This is a genomic window from Myxococcus sp. AM011, assembly GCF_013372595.1.
GTDB lineage: Bacteria > Myxococcota > Myxococcia > Myxococcales > Myxococcaceae > Myxococcus > Myxococcus eversor.
Map to the genome: position 1 here is coordinate 21,725 of NZ_JABXEM010000103.1, position 12,722 is coordinate 34,446.

Annotated in this window: 5 protein-coding genes; 3 read left to right on the plus strand and 2 right to left on the minus strand. The window is 64.0% G+C overall.

Features of this window, described 5'->3' with window-relative positions:
• Nucleotides 1–262: 262 nt before the first annotated feature.
• Together HUW62_RS21995 and HUW62_RS22000 are read left to right on the plus strand one after the other, a co-directional pair.
• The gene (locus HUW62_RS21995; RefSeq protein WP_163863056.1) at nucleotides 263–499 is read left to right on the plus strand and encodes a hypothetical protein; all 237 of its coding nucleotides are present in this window, start codon (nucleotides 263–265) and stop codon (nucleotides 497–499) included.
• Nucleotides 500–511: 12 nt separating this feature from the next.
• Nucleotides 512–1,689 (plus strand): IS3 family transposase gene (locus tag HUW62_RS22000; protein ID WP_163863058.1). Its coding sequence is split into 2 segments (ribosomal slippage): nucleotides 512–788 and nucleotides 788–1,689, totalling 1,179 coding nucleotides; the frame shifts between segments, so codons are not numbered across the junction.
• 322 nt (nucleotides 1,690–2,011) lie between these two features.
• On the opposite strand, the gene HUW62_RS22005 is transcribed toward HUW62_RS22000, so the two are convergent.
• Together HUW62_RS22005 and HUW62_RS22010 are read right to left on the minus strand one after the other, a co-directional pair.
• The gene (locus HUW62_RS22005; RefSeq protein ID WP_163863060.1) at nucleotides 2,012–2,299 is read right to left on the minus strand and encodes a hypothetical protein; all 288 of its coding nucleotides are present in this window, start codon (nucleotides 2,297–2,299) and stop codon (nucleotides 2,012–2,014) included.
• Nucleotides 2,296–8,661, minus strand: a complete 6,366-nt coding sequence (locus tag HUW62_RS22010; RefSeq protein ID WP_368670453.1) for an RHS repeat-associated core domain-containing protein — start codon at nucleotides 8,659–8,661, stop codon at nucleotides 2,296–2,298. Before HUW62_RS22010 ends, HUW62_RS22005 begins: the two co-directional genes overlap by 4 nt.
• Before the next feature lie 3,275 nt (nucleotides 8,662–11,936).
• Between HUW62_RS22010 and HUW62_RS22015 the strand changes: the two genes are divergently transcribed.
• Nucleotides 11,937–12,491: a transposase family protein gene (locus HUW62_RS22015; protein WP_255203563.1), complete on the plus strand. Its 555-nt coding sequence runs from the start codon at nucleotides 11,937–11,939 to the stop codon at nucleotides 12,489–12,491.
• Nucleotides 12,492–12,722: the final 231 nt, after the last annotated feature.

The window sequence follows — 12,722 nt, forward strand, 5'->3', positions numbered from 1 at the left end:
GGGCCCGCACGGATTGCGCCGGGAAGGTGTGACGGACCGGGGTAATGGATTGCAGGTGGGTCACCCAAGCAGTTCATAGCAGGGTCGGCCAAGCGGATCGCCCCAGGGGGGCGGCCGAGCGGACCGCAAGTCGGAGCAGTCGGGACGGCGGTCCGTTTACCCAAAAGACAGTTGGAAGAAACGGAGGTGTTCGCCGTGCCCCGTCGTGACGGGTTCCAGGCTCTTGTGAGACCTCCATGGGACACAAGCCAGGAGGTGGTCCATGGATTTGGAGAAAGAGTTGGAGCAGTTCCGGCAGGAGGCGCAGCGGCTGAAGGCTGGGCGGCGCAGTGGCTCATTGCCATTCCCCGAGGCGCTGCGCGGCTTCGCGGTGCGCTACACTGAGCACAGGCTTTCGGCGGGCGGGATGGACGTGGCCAAGAGCTTGAGCAGCCTGGCTCCAGCCTCTGTGTGCCTGACCCGATTCGGTGGACACCCGCGCTCAGTCAGAAGCGCGTAGAAGGGGTGTCCAATGTCGAGCGAGAAGAAGAGGCGAGAACGCCGGAACCATCCGCCAGAATTCAAGGCGGAGACGGTGCGCCTGGTGCGAGAGGGAGCCCGGAGCGTGGGCCAGCTGTCCGAGGAGTTGGGGCTCGCCGATAGCCTCATCCGGGGCTGGGTACGGCAGGCCGAGGTGGACGCAAGCAAGGGCTCCACAAGCGCGATGACAACAACGGAGAAGGAAGAGCTGGCGCGGCTGCGGCGGGAGGTGAAGGTCCTCCGAGTCGAGCGCGAAATCCTAAAAAGGGCGGCCACCTTCTTCGCCAAGGAGAGCACGTGAAGTTCGCGTTCATCTCCCAGCAGAAGGTGGCCTTCCCCATCGCGGTGCTGTGTCGGGTGATGGAGGTGTCCACGAGCGGCTACTACGCGAGCGTGGGGCGGCCCGTGTCTGCGCGGGCCCGACGTGACGTAGCACTCGGCGTCCATGTCGCCGCTGCCCACGAGGCCAGCAAGCGCCGCTACGGCAGCCCCCGAGTCCATGCCGAGCTTCGAGCCCAGGGCCAGATGGTAGGACGCAAACGGGTCGCGAGATTGATGCGAGAAAGGAACCTGGCGGCCAGGAAGCGTCGGCGCTTCCGGTCGACCACGGATTCGAAGCATGCGTTCCCCCTTGCTCCCAACGTCTTGGCCCGCGACTTCACCGCGAGCGCCCCCAACCATGCCTGGGTGACGGACATCACGTTCGTCTGGACGCAGGAGGGTTGGCTGTACCTCGCTGTCATTCTCGACCTCTTCTCGCGACGTGTCGTGGGCTGGGCCATGAGCGAGAACGTTGACCGACACCTGGCCCTCGCCGCGCTGGACATGGCGCTCGACCAGCGTCGGCCCACCGGCGAACTGCTCCACCACTCGGACCGCGGAAGCACCTACGCAAGCGAGGACTACCGCGCAGCGCTGGAGAAGCGCGGCATCCAGTGCAGCATGAGTCGCAAAGCAGACTGCTGGGACAATGCAGTCGCGGAGAGCTTCTTCTCGTCGCTGAAGTGGGAAGTGGAAGGTCTCGATGGCTGCGAGAGCCGCGACACCGCGCGTGTCCTCATCGCCGCGTACATCGACGGTTTCTACAACTTGCAGCGGCGCCACTCGACCCTCGGTTATTTCAGCCCAGTCGAGTTCGAATTGAAGTATTCCTTGAGGCCAGTAGCTTAGCGAAACCGTCCACCGAATCGGGTCAAGCCCACTCGCGCCGCAACGCGCGGAGGTGCGGCGCGTCGCGTGATCAGGATGGGCGCCACACCCGGCCCGTCAAATCAGACATGGCCAATAGGGCTCGTCAGCGTCACCACCCCGACACCGAAGAACTCCATCGCCCTCCAATCCCCCCGCACCACACTCCAGGCGGTCGTGTTCAACCAAGTGGTGTGTAGATGGCGAGCAGGGACAGACGGGACGAAGGAAAGGTTCTCTCCCCTTCGCCACTCCTCCCCAACTACACACCTATAGGGACACGTCCGCACAAATCAAGACAGGCCTACGCAATGATTTTCGAGCCAATTCGCCGTAGCAGCGAGGACAACCACACTAAGCCATAGCCAACGGGCGGTTTCTGCCCCGACCCGATCTGCCGCAACTCCTCCCAGTCGTCCGACAATTGCCCAACCGTGAAGCCGGTGGGCTCGTCGTAGACCGCGTACAGGCGATCCTCGGGAATGCTCCAGTAGAAGTCCTCGGTGAACTCGACTTCCAAATGTCCACTCCGCTCAAGATGGTCGAGCAAGAGGTTCGTCACGTGTCGAAGCTCGGAGACCTTGATCTTCACGGCGTTGCTCCTAGGTCACTAATGGCTTTTGCGAATGCGCGAATCTCATTCTCCAAGTGCCTGATGCGCCCATCAATGATCTTCTGGCGCACCTCAGCCGACGGAGCATTTTTCAAGAGACCTTGATTATCAAATTTATCTGGATTAGCGCGATAATCTGAGAGTTTCTTCTGATGCTCCGCCATTCTATCTCTGAGTGACTCGATGGACTTCCCTGGATTCGAACTCGTCTGCTGCCCTCCCGGCTTTGCGGCACTCTCTCTGGCGTCCCCACCACCACCGCTCCCGGCCTGATTCGCCATCTGCACGGCGTTGGCGGCGCCCACCATGTTCAGCGCTCCAAGTCCCAGGGCGATGGGGCTGGTCACTGCCACGGCACCGCCCACAACCGCCACCGTCGCACCCACAGGTGCTCCAACCACCGTCCCCGACACTGCGGTTCCAGCCCCTGCGGCGGCACTGCCACCGTAGAGCCCAATCGTCCCTCCAACCAACCGGACCCCACCCCACGCAAACTGCGCTCCTGCGTAGCCGACGTAGAAATCGCGTGTCTGCCCCTCGGGAGGAGAGGCCAGGCTCAGGAAGGGGACAGCTCCGCCAATCGCCCCCAGCAGCGCGCCCTTCACCGTCTCGAGAATGTCGGGCCGCGAGAGCAGAGTCCTCATGACAAAGTAACTGAACTCCGCGGACATGGTGAGCTCGCGTGGCAGCTTCGAGCCCATGTTCTCATAGCAGTCGGCGCCCTCCTCTGGCGTCGTGCACCAGCTCGATGGAGTGATGCCTCCCCCTCGAGGTGCCCCCGCGATGGCAGAGCCTCCATACCAACTGTCATAGATGATGACCGGCAGCTCATGGGGCACGAAACCCGACGGGTCCGTGTATCGCACCGGGTTGTTCAGCACATAGCTGTAACGGTTGAGCACCTGGCTCATCCGAGGCCCCGAGAACAGGGGGTCAGCGCTCAGGAAGCGACCCAGTCTCGGGTCATACATGCGCCCCCTCATGTTGATGAGGCCCACCTCCTCGTCATGCTCGTGTCCCGTGAACCCCTGACGCACCCGCGAGTTGCCGCGCGTCTGCGGGCTCCCCATCGAATGTGGATACCGCCTGCCGCCATAGGGCTCGTACTTCGACACTTCGACGGCCGCGCCCCCCTCATCCGTGAGCGTGTCGACCGAGCCCAGGTTGTCCTTGTGCAGGTAGAGCGTCTTCTGCGCGACCAACTGCCCCAGGGCGTTCGTCGTCCACGATACATGCGCGACAGCTCCATCCCCCCCCACCACGTTGAAGGCATGCAGCGCGACTCCCGCCGCCGTGCGCCGCATCTCGTAGAGGTCTCCCACATAGAAAGTCACATCCCCGGCCGAGGCGCGCTTCACCGTCCGCTTGTCCTGGGCGTTGTAGCGGAACGTCAGGTCTTGGGAGCCACTGGTGATGCGCGAGGGCAGGTTGAAGGGCGTGTATTCCACCGTCCGCCCGGGCGCGGTGAGTTGGTTGCCATTGGCGTCGTAGGTGTAAGCCCCCAACGAGGAGCGCGACACCGCGTGTGGCCCCGCGCCCCCCGTACCTTCGTAGAAATACGAGAGGCTCTCCCCGGACCCTTGGCGCACCGAACGTCCCAACAGGTTGCCCAGATCGTCGTAGTTGAAGTCCACAGCCGTGGAGCCGCAATTCTGGAAGGCCGTCCAGCTCTTGAGCCGGTCCAGCGCGTCGTAGGTGAAGTCCTCTGTCGTTGCCCCCACGCGGTCATGCCTGCCGCGCAGGTTTCCGTTCGTCTCGTACTCGTAGGCCAGGACTTGGCGCGCCTGGGCACCCGCCTTGGTCTCGATGAACAGCGGACGACCCCGGGTGTCATATCGGCGCTGGCTGACCACCCCGTTGCCGAAGACCTCCGACGTCAGTTGTCCCAGCCCGTTTCGCGATTGCGCCTGCCAGAAGGTCTGCGCGCTACCGGCACTCTTCACCGACTCCAGGACACCCCATCGCTTGTACTGGTAGTCCACCGAGAAGCGTTGCCCCCCAGCGGAGGGATAGGACAACCGCTGCAACTGGTTGTAATCGTCGAACGTCCGGGAAAGGGCGAAGACGCTGCCTTCCACACTCCACGTCTCTTCCACGGGGCGCACCAGCGCGTCGTACGTATAGACGACGCTGATGTCATCCAGGCTGGACCCCGGGTCGCCCTCTTGCGAGCTGCTCAGGAGGGCTCCCACCTTGCCCAGTGAGCTGGAGACGTCCCACGTGAAGCGGGACACGCCCGTCCGGTCCGTCCGCGTGACGACACGTCCCAACACATCCCGCGCATAGGTCGTCGTGTCGCCGTTGGCACGAGTCTCCTGCGTGACTTCGCCAAAGCCATTGTATTGAGTCAGCAGCGTCCCGGAGTTGGGTTCCTGGGTCTGGAGGACGCGCCCCAGCTTGTCATACGTGTAATGAGGCCCCTGCCCATACCCATTTGTCACGGAGGCCAGCAGCCCGAATGGGCCATAGGCGTAGGCCGACGCCAGACGCCGGGTCTCCAAGACGTCCTCGGTGCGCAGCAGGCGGCCCTGGGCATCAAACCAACTCTCCACCAAGTTGCCCTTCTCGTCCCATCTGGAGTGCTTGGTGCCTTCGTACTTCCAATCCTGATGAGTCCCGTCGGGCGAATCCATGCGCAGGCGGCGGCCTAGGTTGTCGTAGGTGAAGGTGGTTGCGACCCGCTCGAAGCCCGTCGGAGACGGAACCCATTGCTTCCACAGGCGTCCCAGGCCGTCATACTCGAGCGTCGTGGTGGCCAGCCCCCCGCCAAACTCCCTTCGACTGAAGCTTCTGGGCCTGCCCAGTCGGTCCGCCGTGGAGACCTCCTCTTGGTACCCGTCCGATGAGACCGAGGTGCGCCGCCGGACCGTGCTTGTCAGAGCACAGAGGGAGCTGTCCGCGCAGGCCGCATAGCTGAGCGTCGTGTCCGACAGTCCCGGAACGTCAATATTCCTCAGGCGGCCGAACCCGTCATACTGTTTGCGCGTGGTGAGCCCATTGGCGTCCACCTCCAACGCGAGCAGGCCCAGGCCTCCGTGGTAGGCGAGGCTCACCGAGTGCCCCAGCCCATTGGTCATCACCGACGGCCAGGTGCGGTCCACCGTGTCATAGGTGATGGAGGTGGTACGAGCCGGTAATCCCGCGGCGGTGCGGACAACCTGCCGAGCCAGTCCATCCGAGTCCCTCAAGTATGTCGTCGTCCTCGCCAGGCTCGGGTCGCCCGCTTCTACAGACTCACTGGCCAGCAACGCTGTCCCGGGCTGATACGTGAAGGACTGGCTCCTCGTCACGGAGGCACTGTTGACGGTGTTTGTCACCGTCTGGTGTAGCGTCAATCCCACGAGCCAGGTGGACGCGTCGTTGTGGAACACCTCGGTCCCCGTCGTCACCTCCGAACCCACGGCCTCGCGCCAGCTCGTGGCATTGCCGTAGGTCCAATCATATTCCCGCGTGCTCTCCATCCGCCGCAGCAGCCCAGCAGTTTCTGGCTCGGAGGCTTGACGGTCATGAACTTCTTCCGTCAACCCCACGGGAAGCATCGTGATGACCGTCCCCGAGCCAACGCCAGCTCGAATCCGGTGCTCATGCGTCACCTGCCGAGTCTGGACATGGAGCCGGTTGCCCGAGGTGATGCGGGCCACCTCCTTGAGTGGCTTGTCCGCATGGGGATAGGCGGTTCCCACCCGTGTCTGATTGTCGAACTCGGAGCGCAGCTCTGTTCCGGCCGCCACTTCACGCACGGTGACCGCGCCAAAGCCCAGCCAGCCACGGCCAATCAGGTCCGAGCGGCCGTCCTCATAGCTGTATTTCCTCACGCGCATGGGGTGGTCCCCCGCGTCGGAGATGTGCTCGGCCACCAGCCACATACCTTTGCGAAGGCAGTGCTGCGGCCACGTGCAGGTGGTGCCCGGCGTATAGACAGTGGAGTCCACCATCGGCTTGTAGGTGAACTGGACCTGCGCTCCCAGGGAGTCGCTGACGCGCGCCAGCAGCCCCGCCTTGGTTCCCTTGCGTTTGTAGAGGCGCAACGAGCCATCGACGACCTGAGCCAGGTCCATCAGGCCATCGCCATTGTAGTCCAGCACCTGAGAGAGCTTGTACCCTCGCGTCGATGCGACCTGTCCCACCGGGATGGGCAGCGGGCGCAGGGCGAAGCCCGTGCCTTGGGACTCGAGCACCACCAACCCCGTTCGCACGTCCCCCACGCGGTCCATCAACAACAAGTCCTGGCGCCCGTCATCGTTGTAGTCCAGCACGCGGATACCATTGTCCCGGGTGAAGCTCCCGAGCCCGCCTCCAGGCGGAAGCGCTACGGCTACGGGCTCGGCGAAACCGTTGCCCGTGTTCACGAGCACTTCCAACTCCGTGCCATCGGGCTTCGCGCGCAAGGCGTCAGGCAGGGAGTCGCCATTCAGGTCGGTGAAGAAGTACTGCTTCCCCGACACATCCGTCCGGACAAGGGTCGTCTCCTCCTTCGTGAAGGTCCCGTTGCGCAGCGTCACTGCCCAGTACTTCTCCCCCACCACTTCATAGCTGCCAGGAACTCCGGGTCTGTCCTGCATCTCGAGGATGAGCAGGCTGGACTTGCCGGTGCCTTCCAGGTCAACCACCATCTGCGCATTGTCGTTACGGACCGAGGTCACAATGGGCTGGAACGCCTGGAGCGCCCCCCCCACATTGAGCCGGTAGCCCAGTTGCCTGGAGCCATTCACCAGACTCTCGCGAACCAACTCCGGGTAGCCATCACCGTTGAGCTCGGCGTACCAGAAGTTCCCTCCGCGGCCGTCGTCTCCCGTTTCGGAGAACCAGTTATAGGAAGGAGAGGGGTGATTGGTTCGCTGGAAGTGTTTCAGCCTCCGGGAGGGACTGGTGACGCAGCTCTCGTACTCCTCGAGGCTGACGTCGATGCGACCATCCAGGTTGATGTCCACCCAACGTCCGTCTTGCCCTGCAGGGGCCTCCCAGCACGCGAGCGGGAGATTGCCCGTCTCCACCACGGTGAACTGCCCCGACGAAGACGACATGCGCAGGGTCCACTTGTAGCGTCCCACATCGTCATACGCCGTGCGGTAGAGGAGGTCGTCGCGGCCATCGCCGTCCACGTCCACGGGGTTGAGAACCCAGAAGCGGCCGTTGAATGTGGAGCCCTGCGTCAGGTCCGTCAGGCCTGTATTTACCTCCTCGAATCCGGGGTCATTCTGGGTGTAGTCGAACGTCAGGGGGCGCGTACAGGCCCCAGCACCGTCACAATCTTGGAAGGTCCGCAGCAGGCTGAGGTTGCTCAGGGAATCCTGTGCGTAGGTGAAGCGATAGGCGCGTACGAGCCCCACCGCAGCGGGGTTCGGCGCACTCACACGAATCTCGCGCACCCGTCGCGACATCTTCAACGACAGGCCCGAGACATAGATGGACATCGTATCGGGCCGAACATCCCCTCCGTAGTCGAAGTCGACAAAGCGAGTGGCCGCCATCCCCGCTCCGACGGAAGAGGCGGTATAGGCGATGCGGTCCAGCGTCTGCTCATACCCAACGCCAGCGGCATCACCATGGACGGTGTAGTGGTAGGTGATGGAGTTTCCGCTGCGGTCCTCTACCTTCGCCAGAGACCAGGCAAAACGGCTGTCCTGCCCCTCAACGGTGGTGGAAACGCCCTCGCCCCAGGTTGGGCGGACGCTGACGCGCCGGCCAGCGAGCGTCGAGCTATGCAGCAGGCCATACGTCAAGATGAGGCCACCCTTCTGGTAAACCTTGAACTGGAGTGGGCCCTGCGCGTCAGTGGAGAGCGACACCACCTTCGTGAAGCTCTCCTCCTCGGTGCGATACTCCGTATCAGAGGCCCCATAGGCGCCTTGGATGGACACCAGGCGCTGACCATCCAGACAGAAGGCGTCCGAGTTCGTGAAGGTGATGGGCGAGGCGTCCCCATCCTGGGCCAGGGTCTTGGCGCAGCGGACGACTCGAGAGCTCACAGACAGGCTCCACCCTCGCCCGAGAGGGCCGTTGGAGCCGCTGCTGAGATAGCCCAGTGACAACTCAGGCTGGACGCCCGCACGGCCCGTCGGCAGCCACAGGGGTAGCGTATAGGTGGCGGAGCCGTCTGGGCTCACCCCGGACTGTCCGGTCACTCGCTCCGCCACGAAGCCGTCCGCACCAACTTGTGTTGGCACGAGGGTATCGCTGGGTGGTTCCACCAACTGTCCCTTGTTGCTGCCCAGGGATTCCTGATGGTCCCACGTCGCTACATCTGAAGGGCCGCAGGACCCAGTGACCATTGCCACAAACCATGCGGAGAGTAGAAGTCGCTTCATTTGACGGCCTCGACCATCGCCACGAGTCTTCATCGAGAGAACAAGCCGGACGACGAGTCCTGGCTCCTCCGGGTATCCAAATCGCCTTCGCACACGCCGGCTTTGCAGAAGGTGCCTGTCGGGCACGGTCCACAGATGATGCTGCCGCCGCAACCATTGGTCGTGGAGCCACACTCCAGTTCCGCCAGACCACACGCCTGCAGCTTGGTCATCGGCGCGCAACCACAGACATTGGATGCGCCCCCACCACCGCACGAGTTGGTACCCGTGCAAGTTCCACAACTGTATGTGTCACCACAACCGGCGGGAACGGAGCCACAGTTCTTGCCATTGCAGGCGGTCACCTTGGGCACCGGAGTACACCCACAGACATTCGGCGTTCCCCCGCCGCCGCAAGACTGCGGACTGGCACAAGAACCACAGTCATGGAAGCCCCCGCACCCATTGGACACCTGGCCGCAGTTCTTTCCCGCGCAGGCAGCCACCTTCGACGTCGGCGTGCAGCCACAGACGTTCGGTGTCCCACTGCCGCCGCAAGACTTCGGGCTGTCGCAGGTTCCGCAATCGAGGGTATTGCCACAACCATTGGAGACCAGGCCGCAGTCCTTGCCGTTACAGGCGGTCGTCTGGGTCAGAGGCGTGCATCCACAAACACCGGGCGTGCCACCCCCACCGCAGGAGTTATAACCAGCGCACGTGCCACAGGAATAGCTGTCCCCGCATCCATCTGAGGCAGAGCCACAGTTCTTACCAGCACAGGCCTCGCTCACGGTTACGGGAATACACCCGTTGGTCGTGCCACAAACGTTGGGGAGGCCACCGGCGCCACAAGACTGCCCCGCAGGACAGCCACCGCACTCGAGCATCCCACCACAGCCATTCGGCACGGAGCCGCAGTTCATCCCCAACTGCGCGCAGGTCCAGGGCTGACACTGACAGGTGAGGGGGTCCGAGCGACAGATGCCACCCTCGTCGAATGCGCCGTCACAGTCATCGTCCAGGCCATTGCACTGCTCCGGGGGGGCGATGCACTGGCTGGACCACTGGCCTCCGGCGCAATTCTTCGTTGACCCCGGACACACGCCATTGGGGCCGACACAGGTCGTCGTGAGCGTGTCCGCTCCCTGGCCCTGGGCGTTGTCAACGATGCCGTCCCTGTTGTCGTCGCATCCATTGCATGTTTCAGCCGATGCCGTCACGCGGGTACAGGGCGCCAGGGAGCCGTCCGTGCCGCACTGCCGATAAGCCTCGGCGCCACACTGATTTCCGCAGGTCAGCTTCTTGTCGGTGGGGATGACGCAGGTCCAACCGCCCGCCACACAAGTCATCGTCCCGGAGCAACCGTTACTCAGCGGATCACACGCACCTGCGGTAAGTCCCTCATCAACGAGACCGTCACCGTCGTCGTCGCAGTTGTTGCAAACTTCCACGCCATATGCCGTACAGGAGCCCGAGATAAGATCCCCTTCGGTGTCGCACGTGATGAAGCCGGAGCGGCCACAGACCGAACAAGACTGCGTTGAGACAGGGGAGTATGAACAGTCACTCCAATACTCGTCACACGTCTGGGTGCCGACGCATGCGCCCCTGTTACATGCCTGGGTGCCGCCTTGGGGAAAGCATGCGGCCTGGACCTCGTGCGCCCCCAGCGAACACAACAACACGAGTCCCATCACCCACGAGGGGAGGAGACGACAAAAGAAATACCTCATTTTGAGCCATACCCCCTCAGCGAACCGCTCTGCCGAAACAAGATGATGCAAATCCTGGTCATTTTTATTGCGCCTCGAAGAATCCCGCCAGGACCCGTCTCTTCCGGTGACGAAAACGGAGGGAGATGGCTGACGCGGCAGACAGGCTCATTTGAATTCAGACAATCAGGAATTTCCCACAAGCCCTCGGTGAGTCTCGGCCCAAAGCGTTCGTTCAATGAGATGGCGTGACGGCGTCCACCGGAAAGGGTCCGGCCGCCACGAGAGCCCCCTGCCCCGTTCTAGCCCGAGCGAGCCCCGCAGGAAATCATGGCGAGACATCATGGACAGACAGGGGAGCCTGAGGCTCCGTCCTCAGTTGGTGCAATCGGCTGGACCTTGGGTGACATCCGATGGGCCTCTGGCCTCGCCTTTGTGACCATGACGTACCGAATCAGTGAGCGTCTTCGTGGTTGTGAAGTACATGGCGGAACTCATGCATCTGACATGCCGCGGGGTTTCGGACCGCCTGAAGATTGAGAGAATGCCGTCTCTAGCCACTACGGAGAGGCAGGCCGTGAAGAAGAGTCGGTTCAGCGAAGAGCAGATGGTCGCCATTCTGCGAGAGCCGAAGCGGCCGTCCCCACGAAGAAGCACGGGGGAGCGAACCTAGGGTCTACGTGTGGCACAAGCGCTTCGGAGGCATGGACGCCACCGACACGACGAGGCTGAAGCAAGGGACTTGGATATCGAGGTACCGAAGTAGACGGTGAGCGCCACCGCGCAAGGCAGCAGGTGGATGATGCCCGTGCATGGGACTGTCCACCCGTCGAGAATGCTGGCTGCTGCGGGTGGCGCGCTCGGCACTGGGGTATGTGTCGCAGAAGGCACAGCGGGAGGAGCCTGTCGTGGAGCGAATGCGCGAACTCGCCCTTCAGTTCCCGAGGTACGGCTAACGTCGCATCTGCATCTTCTTGGGGCGAGACGGTCACTACATGTGTCCAGACAGAGCGTATCGGCTCTGGCGGAAGGCGGGCCTGCAAGTGCCGCGCAAACGGCCCGGGCGGCGAGCGGCGGCCAGCCGCCCGCGTCCGCTGCCGACCACGGGGCCCAACCAAGTGTGGGCCTACGACTTCGTCTCCGACCGCCGCGCCAACATGTAGCAGCTCAAATTCCTCATTGTGGTGGACGAGTGGACACGCGAGTGCCTCGCCATCGACGTCGCGGGCGCCATCCGCTCCGAGCGGATGGTTGAGGTGCTGTCGAAGCTGGCGAGCCAGAGAGGGGCGCCCCGGCACATGCTCAGTGTTGCTGAGCGAAGTGGTTGATGGAGAGCGCGGTCGCGACGAGCGCGCTGGTTGCCGGGAAGGAATGTTGCAGGCCGCGCGGAGTCCAGCAGCGAGCCGGATGCTGGCACGCCACGCTGGGTGAGGTAGTCCACGGGGCCCAGAGAGGACGGGGCGCGGCGGTGTTCGCCAGCTCGCGTGAGAGAAAGGTGACCTGGAGCGTGCGCCAACACGCTCACAGGTCGAGCGCCCCGCTCAACGTGTGAGAGAGAAGCGAGGCCCCCAAGAAGTCGTACGGACGCGCGTCGGCGTCAAGTCCTGGGCGGCACAGATGCCGTCCGTGTCGGCGGTACGCCCGGCGAGCTGCGCCGCTTGCGGCGCGGCGAGCCGCCCTGTGGGAGGGCCGCTGGGGCTTCATGGGCATGGCAGCCGGAGCCGCCAGGTGCGCGGGCCGCTGGACGCTGGCGCGTCGCCCGTGCTCGTGGAGTTGCGCGTGCGACGCTACCGCTGCCGTGCGTGCGGCGTGTCGCAGACGGTAGTGCCCGCGGAGGTGCTGGCCAGGAAGCTGTATTCGCTCGCGGCCATCGCCTGGGCGCTCGCCCTGTGGGGCCTCGAGTCGCTGCCGGCCGCGGCGGTGCGCAGGCGAGTGAGTCCGTGGGAGGTGGTGGGGCCAGGGAGCGCTGGGCGCTGGGATGCCCTCTGCCGCTGGGCCGGGGAGGCCAGAGTCGGGACGCTGCTGTGCTGCGTACGGCCGGCGCCCACGGACTGGACGGCGCGAGCGGTGGCCGCACGAGCGGCGACGACAGTCGCCGCCTTTGCGCTCCCTTCGACGGGACCGCCATCGCTGTCCGCCTGTTCGTTCCGGGGAGCCGAGCGCGCTCACTGAGGGGCTTGCTCCGCGGCCATCGGCTCACCTCGCACGCAAGTGCGTCCCACCCGACATGCCCCGTCCTCGAAGGCCTGCCTATGGCGGGACGGTAGGCGTCTGCTCTCCCAAGAGGCCCATGCCGGGATGAGGGGGGGACGGGAAGTCCGCGCGAAATGAAGAGCCTCACCCCGAAGTCCCACGCCGAGGCGGTGGCGGTGTTTCGCCACGGAGTCATCGGCGTCCTCACCC